This is a genomic window from Roseobacter sp. MH60115 (assembly GCF_015644665.1).
Lineage (GTDB): Bacteria > Pseudomonadota > Alphaproteobacteria > Rhodobacterales > Rhodobacteraceae > Roseobacter.
This window is the reverse complement of record NZ_JADOBQ010000001.1, coordinates 995,546-1,012,688: the sequence shown is the minus strand read 5'-3', so window position 1 is coordinate 1,012,688 and position 17,143 is coordinate 995,546. Positions and strand designations below refer to the sequence as shown.

17 protein-coding genes and 1 other RNA gene are annotated in these 17,143 nt (G+C 62.4%); 8 read left to right on the top strand and 10 right to left on the bottom strand.

The genetic code is table 11. The features are described 5' to 3' along the window. Positions 1-9: 9 nt before the first annotated feature. The 4 genes from ISX84_RS04800 to ISX84_RS04785 all read right to left on the bottom strand — a co-directional run bounded on the left by ISX84_RS04800 (position 10) and on the right by ISX84_RS04785 (position 4,456). A complete protein-coding gene (locus tag ISX84_RS04800) occupies positions 10-450 on the bottom strand; it encodes a TrgA family protein (RefSeq protein WP_195819163.1) in 441 nt (146 codons plus the stop codon). Between the two features lie 28 nt (positions 451-478). Next, positions 479-1,687: an SAM-dependent methyltransferase gene (locus ISX84_RS04795; RefSeq protein WP_195819162.1), complete on the bottom strand. Its 1,209-nt coding sequence runs from the start codon at positions 1,685-1,687 to the stop codon at positions 479-481. 58 nt (positions 1,688-1,745) lie between these two features. Next, entirely contained in the window at positions 1,746-3,164 is a 1,419-nt protein-coding gene (locus ISX84_RS04790) for a cryptochrome/photolyase family protein (RefSeq protein WP_195819161.1), read from the bottom strand. Between the two features lie 68 nt (positions 3,165-3,232). Continuing rightward, positions 3,233-4,456: an aminotransferase class V-fold PLP-dependent enzyme gene (locus tag ISX84_RS04785; RefSeq protein ID WP_195819160.1), complete on the bottom strand. Its 1,224-nt coding sequence runs from the start codon at positions 4,454-4,456 to the stop codon at positions 3,233-3,235. Positions 4,457-4,739: 283 nt separating this feature from the next. Here ISX84_RS04785 and ISX84_RS04780 point away from each other — a divergent pair, with 283 nt between their 5' ends. Then, positions 4,740-6,584: a BCCT family transporter gene (locus ISX84_RS04780; protein WP_195819159.1), complete on the top strand. Its 1,845-nt coding sequence runs from the start codon at positions 4,740-4,742 to the stop codon at positions 6,582-6,584. A 338-nt stretch (positions 6,585-6,922) separates the two neighbouring features. Here ISX84_RS04780 and ISX84_RS04775 read toward each other — a convergent pair whose 3' ends face one another. The 6 genes from ISX84_RS04775 to ISX84_RS04750 form a co-directional block, all read right to left on the bottom strand. After that, on the bottom strand, positions 6,923-7,513 hold the full coding sequence (locus tag ISX84_RS04775) for an LPXTG cell wall anchor domain-containing protein (RefSeq protein WP_195819158.1): 591 nt from the start codon (positions 7,511-7,513) through the stop codon (positions 6,923-6,925). A gap of 180 nt (positions 7,514-7,693) precedes the next feature. After that, positions 7,694-8,686: an acryloyl-CoA reductase gene (acuI, locus tag ISX84_RS04770; protein ID WP_195819371.1), complete on the bottom strand. Its 993-nt coding sequence runs from the start codon at positions 8,684-8,686 to the stop codon at positions 7,694-7,696. An 85-nt stretch (positions 8,687-8,771) separates the two neighbouring features. Beyond that, positions 8,772-9,875, bottom strand: a complete 1,104-nt coding sequence (locus tag ISX84_RS04765) for a dimethylsulfoniopropionate demethylase (protein WP_195819157.1) — start codon at positions 9,873-9,875, stop codon at positions 8,772-8,774. Between the two features lies 1 nt (position 9,876). After that, a complete protein-coding gene (locus tag ISX84_RS04760) occupies positions 9,877-10,380 on the bottom strand; it encodes a DinB family protein (RefSeq protein ID WP_326838699.1) in 504 nt (167 codons plus the stop codon). Next, positions 10,377-11,084, bottom strand: a complete 708-nt coding sequence (locus ISX84_RS04755; RefSeq protein ID WP_195819156.1) for a DUF1326 domain-containing protein — start codon at positions 11,082-11,084, stop codon at positions 10,377-10,379. The genes ISX84_RS04760 and ISX84_RS04755 overlap by 4 nt, the downstream gene beginning before the upstream one ends. A gap of 3 nt (positions 11,085-11,087) precedes the next feature. After that, complete coding sequence (locus ISX84_RS04750; protein ID WP_195819155.1) at positions 11,088-11,861, bottom strand: DUF2182 domain-containing protein; 774 nt, start codon at positions 11,859-11,861, stop codon at positions 11,088-11,090. 71 nt (positions 11,862-11,932) lie between these two features. On the opposite strand from ISX84_RS04750, the gene ISX84_RS04745 reads away from it, so the two are divergent. The 7 genes from ISX84_RS04745 to chrA all read left to right on the top strand — a co-directional run bounded on the left by ISX84_RS04745 (position 11,933) and on the right by chrA (position 17,117). Continuing rightward, positions 11,933-12,664 carry a FadR/GntR family transcriptional regulator gene (locus tag ISX84_RS04745; protein ID WP_195819154.1) on the top strand — a complete coding sequence of 244 codons (732 nt, stop codon included), beginning with the start codon at positions 11,933-11,935 and terminating at the stop codon, positions 12,662-12,664. Between the two features lie 145 nt (positions 12,665-12,809). After that, positions 12,810-13,544, top strand: a complete 735-nt coding sequence (locus ISX84_RS04740; protein ID WP_195819153.1) for a leishmanolysin-related zinc metalloendopeptidase — start codon at positions 12,810-12,812, stop codon at positions 13,542-13,544. A 39-nt stretch (positions 13,545-13,583) separates the two neighbouring features. Further along, positions 13,584-13,937 (top strand): DUF4345 family protein, encoded by a 354-nt coding sequence (locus ISX84_RS04735; protein WP_195819152.1) that lies wholly within the window; start codon positions 13,584-13,586, stop codon positions 13,935-13,937. Positions 13,938-14,069: 132 nt separating this feature from the next. After that, positions 14,070-14,417, top strand: a transfer-messenger RNA (tmRNA) gene (gene ssrA / locus ISX84_RS04730). Between the two features lie 67 nt (positions 14,418-14,484). After that, the gene (locus tag ISX84_RS04725; protein ID WP_195819151.1) at positions 14,485-14,940 is read left to right on the top strand and encodes an ester cyclase; all 456 of its coding nucleotides are present in this window, start codon (positions 14,485-14,487) and stop codon (positions 14,938-14,940) included. Positions 14,941-15,063: 123 nt separating this feature from the next. After that, positions 15,064-15,873, top strand: coding sequence for a chromate resistance protein ChrB domain-containing protein (locus ISX84_RS04720; RefSeq protein ID WP_195819150.1), 810 nt, complete (start codon positions 15,064-15,066; stop codon positions 15,871-15,873). Then, complete coding sequence (gene chrA, locus ISX84_RS04715; RefSeq protein ID WP_195819149.1) at positions 15,870-17,117, top strand: chromate efflux transporter; 1,248 nt, start codon at positions 15,870-15,872, stop codon at positions 17,115-17,117. The genes ISX84_RS04720 and chrA overlap by 4 nt, the downstream gene beginning before the upstream one ends. The last annotated feature ends 26 nt before the right edge of the window (positions 17,118-17,143 follow it).

Here is a 17,143-nt window from a genome sequence, read left to right as displayed (position 1 = left end):
ATGTCCCGCTCACCGCCACGTCCGCCACGCGTATTCCGTGGCAAGACCGGACAGAACGCCGCCCGCGATCAGGGTGAAGATCACCAGCGGGTTGATCAGCACAAGCCCGTATTGCGCCATAAAGGTCACAATCGCCAGTAGCGCCTGGAACGCGTCGTTGTACCAATTGGCCATCGCCCGGTCGAACATCTGCACGCAGGAGTGGATAAAAAGCCCCCAGAGCACCAGCATGAGCACGCCGCCAAAACCGTTGCTGATCGCCGATGCAACCCCGCGTCCAGCACGTTTGCCCATGACCGTCCAGCCCACAAAAGCGCCGATCACCGGGTTGACGTAGAGAAACCAGCCGAAATCGGTGCTTTCCGGCATCAGGGGCATGACCAGTAAGGAGACGATGAGTGCGACAATGCTGATGCAGATGGCTGCAACTAGTCGGGCTGCGTCAGGCATTCATCGGTCCTTCGTACGTCCCGCGGCCCTACCCCGGCCGCTTCACGGTAATCTGTGTCACGTCACAGTTGGCACTTTCGAAGGTCGCAGCACAAGAGGTGAGGTAAAAATTCCACAGCCGCCGGAATCGGTCGTCAAAGCCCAGCGTGCTGACCTGATCCCACTTCTCGTTGAAGGTTTCGTGCCACCGGCGCAGCGTGATGGCATAGCTGCCGCCGAACTCTATGGATTGCTCAACCGCCAGACCGGCGCGGCCAATCTGGTCTCGCAGCGCAGACGGGCTTGGCAGCATGCCACCGGGAAAAATGTACTTCTGAATGAAATCGACGCCACGCTTGTAGACCGTCCAGCGCCGATCCGCCACGGTGATGATCTGCAAAGTCGCGTTGCGGCCCGGCTTCAACCGGTCGCGCAGCACCTCGAAATAGGTGGGCCAGTACCTCTCGCCGACGGCTTCGAACATCTCGATGCTCGCAATCCCGTCGTAGAGACCGGTTTCATCCCGATAGTCCTGCAACTTGAAATCCACGCTCCCGGAAAGTCCAGCCTTTTCAATGCGCTCCTTGGCGTACTTGAACTGCTCTTCGGAAATGGTCAGCCCGGTGACCTTCAGACCGCGTTCCCGTGCGGCATATTCGGCAAACCCGCCCCAGCCACAGCCGATCTCCAGAATATGATCACCGGGCTGCGCGCCCATTTCGTCCACCATGGATTTGTACTTGGCGATCTGCGCCTTTTCCGTGCTCTCCTGTCCGGTTTCGAAAAGCGCGGAGGAATAGGTCATCGTGTCATCGAGCCAGAGCCCGTAGAATTCATTGCCCAGATCATAGTGATGGCTGATGTTGCGACGCGCCTGTGCCTTGTGGTTGCGCTGCAGCCAAAAGCGCAGCTTTTCGAAGTTGCGCACCAGGGCCATGCCGGGGAAACCATCGTAGATGTCTTCGTTGTCCGCGTGCACCAGATCCATGAAAGCCTGCAGGTCAGGCGTCGACCACCATTCATCGAGATAGGCATCGCAGAACCCAAGATCACCGTCGCGGATCAGCCGGGCAAAGAGGTCCGCATTGTGTATCTGCAGTTCCGCAATCGGGCCGGGCGCGCGGCCCTCGGCCCGAAATCTGCGCCCGTCCGGCAGCACGAAGTCGACACGCCCGTAGTTCATCTGCTGCGCCATGGCAAAGACACGTGAGAAGTAGCGCGGCAGGTTGTCTTGGCCGTCGGTCGTGGTGAGGATCATGGTCATTCCGCTTGTTGTACCTGACTGTAAGATACACGCAAAAGCGCGATCAAGAGTTTCAGAAGCCTTTGTTTTCATATGCATCAAGTGCGACTTTTCGGCCCTCATCGGCGGCCACAACCGGTGCGGGATATGCCGCCTCGGGCGACAACGACCACCGGCGCGGGATCGCGTCAAAATACGAGAGCGCATCCGGCGAGGGCTGCGACAGGCCTTCGGCAATCCAACGGCGCGTGTAGTCTTCCTTTGGGTCGAATTTGTCCAGCTGAGTGACCGGGTTGAAGACGCGGAAATAGGGCGTGGCGTCCGGGCCCGACCCCGCCGACCACTGCCACCCCATCGCATTGCTGGCCGGGTCCCAGTCGATCAGACAGTCCTCGAACCACGTCATGCCGATCCGCCAATGGGTCATGAGGTGTTTTGTCAGATAGCTTGCCACGATCATGCGCCCGCGGTTGTGCATGCGGCCCGTCACATACATCTCGCGCATCGCCGCATCCACGAACCGCAGCCCGGTACGCCCCTGTTTCCAGCGCTGAACGGCCTCCGTGTCGGCGTCTTCGCGCCAGGGAAAGGCGTCCCAATCCTCTTTCCAGTTGTCCGTGAGGATGCGGGGCGTGTGATGCATCAGGTGGTAGGCGAACTCGCGCCAGACCAGCTCCTTGAGGAAGGTTTCCGCGCCGGTCTTGCCTTCCTGCCGCGCGCGCAGGCCCGCATGCCAGCATTGGTGCGGGCTGATCTCGCCCAGGGCGAGATTTTCCGACAGCCCGGAGGTGCCATCGACGCCCGGCAGGTTCCGGGTGGTGTCATAGTCGGCGACGATGTCCTCGATGAACATCCCGAGCCGCTCCTGCGCGGCGGCTTCGCCCAGCCGCACATGCGGGCGGACCACATCGGCGCCACGGTTCATCGCCGCCCCCAGGTTCCAATCCTCCAAGGCGTCGCTCTCGGGCCAGTTCTCCGGCGCGGCAAGCTCCGCGGGTGCCTCCAGCGGCGGCTCCACATCGCGGGCTTTTACCATGTTCCAGAACGGCGTGTAGACCTTGTAGAAACCGCCAGTCTTGGTCTCGACCGTCCAGGGTTCGAACATCAGGTGACCGCCGAATGACCGTGCCTCAACCCCCTGCTCTTTCAGGGTGGATTTCACGCGCGTGTCCCGCGCCACCGCGTCGGGATCGTAAAGCCGCGTCCAATAGACCGCACTGGCCCCCGTTTCCTTGACCAGCGCCTGCAGCGCCTCAAGCGCCGGGCCGCGCCGCAGGATCATCCGGCTGCCCTTGTCGGCGAGCGCGCGACCAAACGCCTCCAGACCCAGCCCCAGACGCCACTTGGGGGCTGCGCCCAGCGCGGCAACGGCGTCATCGTGGATGAAAACAGGTATCACGGGCCGTCCGGTGGAACAGGCTGCGTGCAGGGCCGGGTGATCGCTCAGCCGGAAATCCCGGCGAAACCAGACAAGGACAGGAGATGAGCTCACAGAGCGAAGCCTTTGCAATTCATTTCAAAAGCTACGCAAGCCCCGTCGGTTTGGATCACCGGCAAAGGTCACAGAACCGCGTCAAGCGCATTTAAAAGCTGATCGACCTCACCGGAGGTTGTATAATGGGTGAAACTGAGGCGCAGGACACCCAATTCGCTGTCCACACCCATGGCATCCAGCGCCCGCCCGGCGTAGAAATCACCGCCACCCGCCATGATGCCATGGGCGGCGAGCGCCTCTGCCACAGCCTCCCCCGGACGCGTCAGCGCCAATGCGACGGTCGGCGCCCGGCCAGAGGCAGTTTCCGGTCCGATCAGCCGAACGGAGTTGCGCGCCTTCATCGCCTCCAGCAGCGGCGTCAGCAGCATCTCCTCATGGGCCCGCATCAGATCGTGTACCGCCTGGCCCCGCGCCTTGGGTCCCGCATCGGCGGTGAAGTGATGCGCATAGAGCGCGTCGACGTAATCCGCCATACCGGCACAAGCGGCAATCTGTGCATGATCGGGTCCGGCGGGCGTAAAGCGTTTGGTGAGCGCATCGCCATTGAAGTGATGTCCCTGGTTGGGCAGCAGGTTGCCCAATGTGCGGCGCATGACCATCAGGCCCTGATGCGGCCCATAGGTCTTGTAGGCGGAAAAGAGATAGATATCCGGGCCCAGCGCGCCCACATCCGGGAAGCCATGCGGCGCATAGGACACGCCATCGACGCAGGTGAACGCCCCGGCAGCATGGGCCAGCGCGGTGATTTCGGTCACCGGGTTGATCTCTCCCACCACATTGGAGCAATGCGGGAAACAGACCAGCCGGACAGTGTCGTCCAGCAGATCCTCCAGATCCTCCGGGTCGAGATGCCCGGTATCGGGGTTCAAATGCCACTCACGGATTTCAATCCCGCGCGCGGTCAGCCTGCGCCAGGGGCCGGAGTTGGCCTCATGATCCTGATTGGTGACCACGATCGCCTCGCCCGGCTGCATCATCTCGGCAAAGGCCTGTGCCAGCACGTAAGTGTTCTGCGTGGTCGAGGGACCAAAGCTCAGCTCGTCTGCCTCCACGCCCAGCAATGCGGCCATGCGGGTGCGTGCCTCGTCCATCTCCGCGCCGGCCAGTTGACTTGCCGGATAGGGCGCATAGGGCTGCACCTTGCGCTCGGTGTAAAACCGCGTCAGCCGGTCGATCACCGGCGCACAGGTGTAGGATCCCCCTGCGTTTTCGAAAAAGGCCTGCCCCTGAAGCGATGGCACCTCAAAAGCGGGAAACTGGCTGCGTACGAAGTCTGTATCTAGTTTCATGCGCGCACCGTCCCCAATGCGGCGCAGCAGGTCAAGAACCCAAGTGACCCCGACGCCACGTCAACCACGGCGGGGTTTTGGTCGTTTCCACGCCAGAAATGTCGCGAAATCGACAACCATGGCGATAATCCTTTGTCACAGTTCCCGAATGCGTGGCATGCTCGCCCGCCCCAAATGACTGGCGACCGCGCCTTTCGATATGTTTGGCGCATTCTCCACATTCGCTGGTCTGACCCCGATACCGGCCCGCCCAGATGGCCGGATCGCAACAGAGAGAAACCCTATGTCTGTCAAACCCCCGTTTACGGAGCTTGAGATCAATACACAGGACTCCGGATTCTACGAAGGCTACAGCCTTCCCATCGCGCTGATCTCGAAAGTCGGGATGGTGCTACTGGTCCTCTGGGCCCTCGTCTTCCCTGCAGGTGCAGGGGCGATGCTATCACAGATCAACAGCACGCTGCTGAACTCTTTCAACACGTTCTACATCATCTCGGTGGGCGTTTTCGCCTTCTTCCTGATCATCATCGCCCTGATCCCCGCGACCGGAAGCCGGGTGCTTGGCCCGCAGGGGCAGAAACCCGAGTTCACCAACTTCAGCTGGTTCTCGATGATGTTCGGGGCCGGTCTGGGGGTCGGGCTGATGACCTTCGCCACGGCGGAGCCGCTGGGGCTCTGGGGGTCGAACCCCGTTGTGATTGCAGGCGACGCGCCCGGCAATACGCCCGAAGCACTGACCAGCACCTACCGCTACACCTTCCTGCACTACGGATTTCACGCCTGGGCCATCTATGTGGTCACCGGGTTGAGCCTGGCCTATTACGCCTATACCCGGGGCATGCCGCTGACGATCCGCTCGGCGCTGACGCCGCTGATCGGGCGCTTTGCCAATGGGTTCTTCGGCCACATCATCGACGTGCTGGGTGTGGTTGCGACAATCCTCGGCGTGTCCGTCACCATCGGCTACGGCGTGAGCCAGCTGGTGGATGGCGTCTATGCGATCACCGGGGCGGCATGGATGATGGATACCACGGGCGACACGCCGGTCCCGGCCAAGGCGGGGCTGATTGCGGCGCTGGTGGTGATCATGGGCATGTCGATCATCTCGGCGGTGTCCGGCGTGGGCCGCGGGGTAAAATACCTGTCGAACCTCAACCTCGTTCTGTCCCTGATCCTGCTGTTGACCTTTATCGTCTTCGGCTCCTTCCTCTTTGCAGTGACAACCTATGCCACGGCGCTGATCGACTACCTGATCGCCTTCGTCAGCCTCAGCTTCGAAGCCTACGCGCCGCTCAGCCAGGAGGCCTTTGCGGCCGCCGCCCCCGCGTCGGTACAGGCGCTGCCCGCAGAGGCACTGGGCGCCGTCTACTCTGGCGCGACAAACCCCTGGGGCAGTCTTGACGGCTTCACCAGCGGTCTGGAGGGCGCAGCAGCCAGCCTGCCTGCCGCCGATCTCGCCGCCGCCTATGACGCCGGGGATCAGGGGCGTCTCTTTGGCTGGCAGGCCGGGTGGACCACCTTCTACTGGGCCTGGTGGATCGCCTTCTCGCCCTTCGTCGGTCTGTTCCTGGCGCGCATCTCCCGCGGGCGTACGGTGCGAGAATTCGTGCTCGGCGCGGTGATCGCCCCGGCGCTGGTCTGCTTTGCCTGGATGACCATTCTGGGCGGCACCGCCATCGATCTGGAAATCAACGGTGCCGCGGATGGGGCCATCATTGCCGCGTCGAACTCTGCCAAGCTCTTTGTGACGCTGGAGCAGATGCTCTCGGGCGGGCTGCTTCAGGGGCTGGTGATCATGTGCGTCGTGCTGATCATGACCTTTCTGGTGACCTCGGCAGATTCCGGCATTCTGGTGATGAACACCATCATGTCCGGCGGCGCACAGGAAACCGGGGTCAAGCACCGCATCATCTGGGGGGTGATCCTTACGCTGGTCATCGGCACGCTGCTGCTGGCCGGGGGCGGCGGCCTGTCCGCTCTGCAGAACGCGATGATCATTGGCGCCCTGCCCTTTACCATGGTGATGGTGCTGATGGTGCTGTCGCTGATCAAGGCGCTCTTTAACGACAGCCGCCGCGAGAAAGCAGGTATCGCCGTGGGTGACCCCGACGCGCAACCGGCCGAGTGACGGTCCGAAAAACATGCAAGAGCGCCTCACCCGGGCGCTCTTTCTTCGTCCAATGGGTCGATGCCGCGCTTCCCGATCAAACCGGGTGTTTCATGGGCCGGTTTTGAAACTGGCCAAGACGCGCGGCAACCGGGCTCGGGTTTTATCCTTCCCGCATCAAGGATGACCGTTCAATCCCCCAGAACCTGCAGTACGCCTCATGTCCAATGGCGCGGCGATGGCCATTTCAACCGGCGGCCATCCTCACAAAAAACCGGTGCCCCCTCCCAAAGAAGCACCGATCTTCCCCGCCCTGACAGCTTCACCACCATCGCAACGCAGCGCGCGGCAGTGCAGGATCAGGCCTTTCTACGCCGCCACGCCAGCAGGCCCAAGCCACTCAACAGCAAGGCTCCGCCTGCGGGCAGGGGCACTGCGTCGGGTGGCGGGTTGTTGTCGGGTGGTGTTGTCCCCTTGGTCCAGATGCTCGCGTGGGAAATGCCCTTGGACGATGTCCACTCCCAAGATGTATCGCTGACCGACACTTTGAAGGCGCCGAAGCCATTCCCGGCCTTGATCACGATGAAAGCAAATTCAAAGGCGCTCAGATCCACGATGATCTTGCCGCTCTTGGTCTCCTTGTTCCCCGCCTGATCGGTGTTGAAATTGAAGTCGCCGTCACTGCCCGATCCGGCGGCATCGATCTTCTCATCCAGCGACCAGCCGGTCATGCCAAGGACGTTTGTGGTGCTGCCAATGGTATTGGCGTCATTGTCACCGACAAAGCACTCGGCCATGCTCGACGTCACCAGCGTGAACGTCGCGCCCGAATTTCCATTGCCACCTGACGTGGTGCATTCATCCACACCGACGGTCGTCGCCGCAGCCGGTGCTGCAAGCGCCATCCCAGTCACGAATGCGACAGGTGCCAAACCTCTCAAAACCTTCATATATCCCCCTTGCAAATAGCCTTAACCCTCGTTGGCCTAGCACCGATAACGGCAAGTTCCAAAGAAATTCGGCAGGATTCCCGTTAGGATAGAAGGAACCGCTCTTGCAGGTTGAATTCACCCGTTACAGGTGCAGATAGATCAGGATTCTAAGACAGAGAGGTTCCACCTGCCCGGGCCTCAGCCATTCAAATCGACCACAACACGGCCTTTAACCTGACCTTTCAGGATATCCGCCCCCAGCTGCGGCAGGTCCGAGAGCGTCGCAGGATGCACCATCGCCTCCAGCTTGTCCATCGGCAGGTCGCTGGCGATGCGGCGCCAGGCGCGCAGGCGATTGTCATAGGGCTGCATGACGGAGTCGATGCCCAGCAGGTTCACCCCCCGCAGCAGGAAGGGAATGACCGTCGCAGGCAACCCCGCGCCTCCCGCAAGACCCACAGCAGACACCGAGGCACCATACTTCATCTGCCCCAACACCCGCGCCAGCATGGCGCCACCAACGGCATCGACACAGCCCGCCCAGGTCTCGCCCTCCAGCGGGCGCTTCACGGTCTCATTGATCTCCTCACGCGGCACGATCTGGCTGGCCCCGAGACTTTTGAGATACTCCGCCGTCTCCGGGCGGCCCGTCACCGCCGCCACCTCGTGCCCCAAATGGGCCAGGATCGCTGTCGCCACAGAGCCCACACCGCCTGCGGCCCCTGTCACCAGCACCGGACCGTCGCCCGCTTTCAGCCCATGATCCTCCAGCGCCATCACCGCCAGCATCGCGGTAAAACCCGCCGTGCCCACAGCCATGGCCTGACGCGTATCCAGTCCGTCCGGCAGCGGCACCAGCCAATCAGCCTTCACCCGCGCCTTCTGCGCATAGCCGCCCCAATGCGCCTCACCGACACGCCAGCCGGTCAACACGACCTTGTCGCCCGCCTTGTAGCGATCATCGTCCGAGGCCTCGACGGTGCCGGCAAAATCAATCCCCGGCACATGCGGATACTTGCGCACCAACCCGCCCCCCGGCCCGATGCACAAACCATCCTTGTAGTTCATCGTCGAGTATTCAACAGCAACCGTGACATCCCCCGCAGGCAGCTGATCTTCCGCGATCTCCTGTACCCCGGCGGACGTCTTGCCGCTGTCCTCATCCTTGGTCACCACCAGCGCCTTGAACATCTCGATCTCCATTCCGGGGCCGCGCCCCTGTTTCATTGTTCTTCAAATATGCATGCGCAAGCGATCCCCCTGCGCATAACTGTCTTCAGGCCCAGAACCCCGGCTGCACCACCGCCTTGCGCATGCCATCAGGCGTCTCCACCTCCAGTTCGGTACCGCTGTCCCAATGGGTCATGCGCACCATACCGATCGCCACATTGGTCTCAAAGTCCGGGCTCCAGGCCGCCGAGGTGATCTGTCCCACGCGACGGCCTCCACCAAAAAGCGGCCAGACCCGGTCACACCCCGGCACCGGCTCCCCCTCAATCGCAATTGCCTGCACCTGCTGCACCGGGCCCTCCTTGGCCACACGCAAGAGCGCATCGCGCCCGATACAGCCAATGGCCGTCTGCGTATCACAGAACCGCCCCAACCCGCATTCATGGGGCGTGTTGTCATCGGTCATGTCGTTGCCATAGCTCAAAAGCCCGCCCTCGATCCGCTCGATGGCATTAGGACAGCCTGCGCGCACGTTCAGGTCTTCGCCCGCCTTGAAGAGCGCGTTCCACAGCGGCATGCCAATATCGCCGCCTTCGACATAAATCTCGAAACCGTCCTGCTTGGAATAGCCCGAGCGCGCCACCGCCAGCTCCCGCCCTTCATATTCAAAGAGGCCAAAGCGGAAGAAACGCACATCACGGATGCTCTCGCCAAAGACCCGTGCCATCAGGTCTTCGGCCTTCGGCCCCTGCACCGCGAGCGGCGAGACATCCGGTTCATCGATCAGCACATCGAGCCGCCAGCCATTGGCGATGCCTTTCACCCAGAGCAGCAGATCCGAATCCGCAATGGAAATCCACCAGCGGTCCTCAGCCAGTTTCACCGCCACCGGATCGTTCAGCATGCCCCCCGTCTCATCCACGATGGGCACATAAAAACACCGCCCCGGCAGCATCCCCCGCAGATCACGCGGGGTCAGCATCTGCATCAGCTTGGCCGCGTCCGGCCCGCGCAGCTCCACCTGCCGCTCCGCCGAGACATCCCAGACCTGCACATGCCGCTTCAGGTGGTGATAGTCCGCCTCGATGCTCTCAAAAACCGTGGGCAGCAACATGTGGTTGTAGATCGTATAAGCTTTCACGCCCGCCGCCTCGACACCGGCGGAGAAGGGCGTGCGGCGCAGTCGCCGCGACGGAGAAATGAGCGCCATCTCAGGCATCCTCTGGCAAAAACGGAATGTCCGTGTCCTGGGTTTTGACCCCGAGCGCGGTCAGGGCGGCATGCACCTGCCCGCGATGATGGGTCTGGTGGTTGAAGAAATGTGCGACACAAAGCGCGTAAGGCTTGGACATCTCACGCCCCGCAGCCCCCGACCACCAGGTCAGATCGCCATCAAAGGCCCCGTCGGAGAGACCCGCGGCCCAGCGAGTGACGCGTGCATCCACGCCCGGGCGCTCCGACATAAGCTCAGACCAGTTATAGGCATCGCCGGTTTCATTCAGCGGTCGCGACGGCCCCTCTCCACCATCAAAGCGAGACATCCACATCAGATCGCCCCACATCAGATGGCTCAGCGTCGCCCGGATTGAGCCCCAGAAGAGTCCCCGGTCCGCCTCGCGCACCTGCTCGCTCAGGCCGTCCACAGCGGCAAAGAGCCAGTCGTTCTGCCAGGCATTGTAGCGCGCCATCATCTGCGCATAGCCCGGCGCGATCACGGCTTGGGGCCCTTCCAGTCAATCGGGCAGATCTCAGCCGATTTGCCGCCGAAATCCCAGACGCGCCCGTAGTCGCGCACCCGACTTTTCAGCCCCGTGGCCGCGATGATATCCGGGCCCATCCAGTATTTCGAATTGCTGACCATCACCGGATGCTCCGGATCCTTGCCCGCCAGCATCTCGATCTCACCCTGGATCTTCCGTCCGATCATGATGCTGCGCCGGTTGCCCTCGCGCACAATCTCCACCGGCGCCCGCTCGGCCCCGATGATCTCGCTGACCAGCATGGTGAAGAGCCCCGTGGTGCCGCCCGCAGCACCGGAGAATATCTGCAAAATCCCGTTATAAGCCTTACCTGTGGCGCGCTCATCCACGTAAGCCGCGACCTTCCAGTTACCCTCACCCATACGCCCCGGTATGTCCACCAGCAGCCCGATGTTCAGCCCCGAGAGGTCCTCACCCTCGTAGTGCCCTTCGTCGATGGCAATCGCCATCCAGGCGTGACAGTGCCCCTCAGTCGGCGGATGCGCCCCCAACGACACCACGCAGGGGCAAAACACGGTGCAGGAGCAATTCAGAAACAGCTCCCCCTTGATCGCCCATTCCGTCGGGCTCATCTCGCGCCGCTTGGGGTTCGGCATCCGCTGGTCGATGCGCTGCGAAATCGGCAGACGATCCGCGTCGCTGCGTCTGTTCTTGGCCATATCCTATCCTCCCACGATCACCCAGAGGCCCGCTGCACAGAGCAGAACCCCCATGGGTTTTGTCACGTAATGCCCCAGTTGAGGCAGCTTCTCGATCACCATGAAGAGCGTCGCCAGGCCCATCCACGCGAGGTTCATCACGCCGCCGACAAACCCCAGCGACATGAAGCCCCAACAACAGCCCACGCAAAACGCGCCAAGCCCCAGCCCCATGCGCAACCCGCCTGCAAACCCGGTGCGCCAGTGGCCCAGAAAATACATCGCGGGCGCATGACACACACCATGACAGATTTCCTTGGCCCCCGTGAACTGGAAGGCGCCCACCACCAGCAACAACCCGCCGGCAACCCATGGGGAGCGCGCAATCCCCAGCATGTCCACCACGCCGCCAAAGAGCAGCGCCAGCTGCGCGCCCGTAATCACCGCCGCAAACCCGACCCAAACGATGAAATACCCCAGCAGCACGCCCAGCCACCCGGCTCGCGTGCCATCCGCGCTGACAATCAGGTCTTCATAGGCGCGCAGGGTCGGCACCAGCGTCGGCAGCATCATCGCCGCCATCATGATCGCCCACATCCAGAAGAGCGGCCCGAAATTTGCCATCGGCATATACATGGGCATGCGCGGATCCATCGCCGCCATGGCCTGCCCCTGCGGCCCCGGACGGCCCAGCAGATCAAGGTCCATATCGACGCTCATGACATACATCACCCACCATGACGCCAAAATGGCGGCGAAAAAACCCAACCAGAGGGTGGTGCGCAGGGTGGCGTGCATGAGTCGTCTTGTCTCCTTGCGATTCAAATGCCAGACAATTAGAACCCGGGCAAACATTAAATGTAAGACATATGAAAATCGACCCCTCAAACCCCGCAGACCTCTCCGCCCAGATTGCCGGGGCCATCCGGGATGCGATCATTTCGGGCGGTCTGATCGTGGACGAACGCCTGCCCTCCGAGGCGGAACTGGCCGAGCAATTCGATGTCTCTCGCCCCACGGTACGTGAGGCGCTGAAACGGCTCGCGGCGCAGTCGCTGATCCGCACGCAACGCGGGGCCACTGGCGGAGCCTTTGTGAACCGGCTGAGCTTTGAGGCGGCGCAACCGCAGCAGATCACCACCTCCACGCTGCTCCTGAGTATGAATGCGGTGAGCTTCGAAACCGCCTGCGAGGCGCGCTATGCGCTGGAACGCGCCTGTGCGCCGCTCTCCGCCGCGCGCCGCACGCCAGACCACCTGGCGACCATGCGCGCCGAGATCCACCGCCAAAGCCAGCCGGGCCTGACGGACGAAGCCTTCTGCGCCTCCGATGTGGCCTTCCACCGGGCGCTCGTCGATGGCGCAGGCAACCCCGTGCTCAGCTACCAACTGGCAGGCGCTGTCGAGGCCATGCAGCCACTGATGAATATGATCACCTTCACAGCCCGCGACCGCGCCCGCATCATCGCGCTGCACACGGATATCGCCGATGCGGTGGAGGCTGGTGATGGCCCGACCACACTGTCCGCCCTGACCGCGCTGGAAACCGAAACCCAGGACCTGGCGCACAGCGTCTTTGCGGCCCGCGCGGCACGCAGCTGACGCCGGTACGCCGGAACCCGCCGCTCGGGCATGTCAAGCCTGCAGATTTCTGCCGCCGCCGGACCTGCCTGTTTCAAACAGGCATATCTGACCCTACCTGTGATTGAACGACGCCCTCGCAGCAGCAAATGAGACAGGTGCCAAGATGATCACACTCGATTTCAACACCCCGATTTCGGACGCCCGGCGGGATGCCTTCGCCCGCGCCGCCGACCGCTGGGACGTCATTATCGACACTGCCTTCGAGCCCATCAATTTCGAAGGCCGCCAGCTCGATGGGCTGCTTATTGAGGTCTCCATCGCCCCCATCGATGGGCCGGACGGCGTGCTGGGCCAGGCCGGTCCAACCGCGCTGCGCCCCGGGTCGGAATTGCCGGTGGCAGGCATCATGCAGTTCGACACCGCCGATGTCGAACGGCTTGAGACAAACGCCAGTTTCGAGGACGTGGTGCTACACGAGATGGCGCATGTGCTGGGCTTCGGCACGCTCTGGGCGCGCGCGGGACTGGTAGAGGCCAGCGGCACAAATGACCCGCGTTTCAGCGGCGGCGAGGCGATCCGTGAATATCGGGCGCTTGGCGGTACCGGCACGGCGGTTCCCATCGCCAATACCGGCGGGGCGGGCACCCGCGAAGGCCACTGGCGCGAGCTGGTGTTTGGCGACGAATTGCTCACCGGTTTTCTCTCCGGCGCCCAGCGTCCGATCAGCCGCCTCTCCATCGCCTCCTTCCAGGATCTGGGCTACGCAGTCGATCTGAGCGCTGCGGACCCTTACGCCCTGCCCGACTTCCGCGCCCTGGCCGAGATGGGGATCACCGAAGCCGTGCGCATCTGCGACCTCTGCCGCATGGGACGCCCGGAGCCGGTGGTGCTGCAGTAACATCTTGCCAAGGGTTCACGCCCCGCTAAATGTGACGCCATGACCGACCTGATCAACATTACCGCCAGCCTGCTGACCATCGCCTTCGGGCTCTTTGGATTTGTGGCGCCGCGCTACACCGCCGCCGCGCTCGACCTCGCACCGACCACCAGCACCATGGGTCTGAGCGAGATGCGCGCCTCCGTCGGCGGGCTCTTTGTGGTGGCGGGGCTTGCAGCGCTCTGGCTCAATGAGCCAGTGGCTTTTGCAATGATCGGCTTCGCCTTCGTGGGCGCCGCGCTCGGGCGCCTTGTCTCCCTGATCTTCGATGCACCCCCCCGGCGCAAAGTTCTGATCTTTGGCGGGATCGAAGCGGCCCTTGCCGTCGCCTTCCTCTGGGCAAACCCACTTTGATCGTCGCCCTCACCAGTCGCGCGTGAGACCCACACACCCCTACTCACATCAACTTCGCAGCCTTATGCTTTGATTAAAAATAGCTTTCCAACCTTGTCATCGGGAAACATCAACCGACAACAATGCTGCTTGGCTCTTGAGTTTTTGAACCATCCCGCCTATATCTGCCATGTCCCTCGGGACTATGGACATAAACGCGCTCGTAATAAGCGGATCGGACCCGGGGGCGGTACCCGGCGACTCCACCACCATCCTTCATTTGGGGATCATGGGGTCGAAACAGGATCGACGAACGTCTAAAGGGGTTTGCTTTGTCTCGGCTGTCTGCCACCGTTATCGGCGAAACATGTACAATTGCAAATGACAATCGTGCTCCAGTAGCAATGGCCGCGTAAGCGACCTGAGATACTGAAACCTAACTCCTTGCGTTTAGCGACGTAAGGCGGGGTTCGCAGGCACCTGGCAACAGAAGCCTGCACTTCTCCCCCTCTTCAAAGTCATTTGATCCATAGAAGCGTTAAGGGTTCCTCAATGCGCCGGAGGTACATTGGTATCAGAAGCTTTCGAGGCCCATGTCGTGACCAAAGCCGACATTCTGAAAAACTGGTACAAAGCCGTCTGGGAAGAGGGTCAGTTCGATGTTGTCGACGACTATTTCGTGCAGGAGCCGCATCACCAGTACATCGTCCAGAACCTCGGGATAGAGCCATCGGAAATTCGCGAATGGGTCTCTGTGCTGCGCAGTTTCGTGACCGATATCCGGGTCGATATCGTGCATTCCATCGAAGAAGGCGATTGGCTCAGCGCCATGCTGGAGATCAATTGCCGCACGGTCGCCACCCATAAACCGGTCAAGGTCTACCAGCAGATCATGCTGCGGTTTGACGGTGACCGCAAAGCCGAAAGCTATCCCTGCTTTGACTTCATCCGCTTCTTTGAACAACTGGGGCAACTGCCGGAAAACACCCACGCGCTGCTGCTGGGCGGCACCGTCCTGCGCTGAAAAATCCGCGTTGACCTGACATCTCGATCCATGGCACCCCTGCGATATGGGGAGTTCGCGATCGCCCCGTGAGGCCCAGGCCCAAGTATCGCATCCTGTTGACGTACCAAAAGGATGCTTTTCATGGCGCAATTCGCCTCTATTTCCCCGACTGCTCTTATGCGTCTCATCGGCACACCGCAGGCCCCTGTTGTGATTGACGTCTGCATCGATGACGATTTCCAGGACGACCCGTATCTGGTGCCCACGGCGCGGCGGTGTCCGCACAAGGAGGTAGGGGCGCTGGCGCCGGATCTCATCGGCAAACGGGTGATCGTGATCTGTCAGAAAGGTCTCAGACTCAGCCATGGGGCCGCCGCCATCCTGCGGGCGCGGGGCGTCCCCGCCGAAGTGCTGGAAGGCGGCAACCAGGGTTGGCACGCTGCGGGGTTGCCACGGGTGCCTGCTGCGGCCCTCCCAACGCTCAGCCCGGGCAGTCGCTGGGTCACCCGCTGGCGTCCCAAGATCGACCGCGTCGCCTGCCCCTGGCTGATCCGCCGGTTTGTCGACCCGCAGGCCGAATTTCTCTTTGTGCCCCCGTCCGAGGTCGCGGCGGTCGCCGAGAAATTCGAGGCCACCGCCTTCGACATCGTCGGCGCGCGCTGGAGCCATGACGGCCCGCACTGCACCTTCGATACGATGTGCACAGGCTTCGGCCTGAGCACGCCCGCGCTGGAAAAGATGGCTCAGGTCATACGCGCGGCGGACACCAATACGCTGTCACAGGTGCCTGAGGCCGCCGGGCTGCTGGCCCTGTCCATCGGTCTGTCGCGCGGATTTCGCGATGATCTGGCGCAGCTGGAGGCAGGCATGGTGCTGTATGACGCGCTCTACCGCTGGGCGCGCGATGGCCAGAGCGAAACCCACGACTGGCAGCGAGAGGTGGCGCAATGACCCCGCCCGGCACGGGCGCATTACTGCGCGTCTTCGGGCGCATCGGCCTGCTGTCTTTCGGCGGCCCCGCCGCGCAGATCGCGCTGATGCACCGGGAACTGGTTGAAGAGCGCGGCTGGCTGACCGAAGACGGATTCCTGCGGGCGCTGTCGCTCTGCATGCTGCTGCCGGGACCGGAAGCGATGCAGCTTGCCACCTACGCGGGCTGGCGGTTGCGGGGTACACTGGGGGGTCTGATCGCTGGGCTTCTCTTCGTGCTGCCGGGCGCGCTGGTGATCCTGCTGCTCGCGCTGGGATATGCGCTCTACGGTCAAGTGCCCCTGGTGCAGGCGGCCTTTGCGGGAATCAAGGCCGCCGTGATCATCATCGTGCTACAAGCTCTGCTCAAAGTGGCGCGCAAGGCGCTAACCACCCGCAGCGCCATGGTGCTTGCCGGGGCCGCGTTTCTGGCCCTCTTTACCCTCGGCTTGCCCTTTCCCCTGATCATCCTGCTGGCGGCCCTCTACGGTGCCGCGACGCAAAACGGCACATCACCCGAGACAGAGGCGGTGCCCTCCACACGGCCGCGCAGTCTGCGAACCCTTGTTCTCTGGGGCGCCCTCTGGGCGCTGCCGGTGCTGGCGGTCTGGATCGCGGATCAGACATTCCTGACGCAGATCGCGCTCTTCTTCTCGAAACTGGCCGTGGTGACCTTTGGCGGGGCCTATGCGGTGCTGGCCTATATGACGCAGACCGTGGTGCAGGACTATGGCTGGATCACCACACCGCAGATGATCGACGCGCTTGGGCTCGCCGAAACGACACCCGGCCCGCTGATTCTGGTGACCGAATTCGTAGCACTGCTGGCCGGATACGCGCAGGGCGGGATCGGCATGGCCATCGCCGCCGGAGCCTTGACGCTCTGGGTCACCTTCACACCCTGCTTTTTATGGATTTTCCTCGCAGGCCCCTATCTCGATCTGATCTCAACCAAGCCCCGCCTCTCCGCAGCGCTCGCCGCCATCACCTCTGCCGTCGTCGGGGTGATCCTGAACCTCGCGATCTGGTTTGCGATGCACGTGCTGTTTGAGCGGATCGGAACGTCAGACTGGCACGCAGCACCGGTGCCGGAAATCGCCTCCCTGAACATCTCTGCCCTGATCCTGACCGTCCTGGCGGCGGGGCTGCTCCTCGGTCTCAAACGCGGCATGGTCGAAACGCTAGCACTCATGGCGCTGGCAGGCCTTCTTTTCAGCGCTTTCTAAGTACCTCTCAGTTTCCGCATGCACCC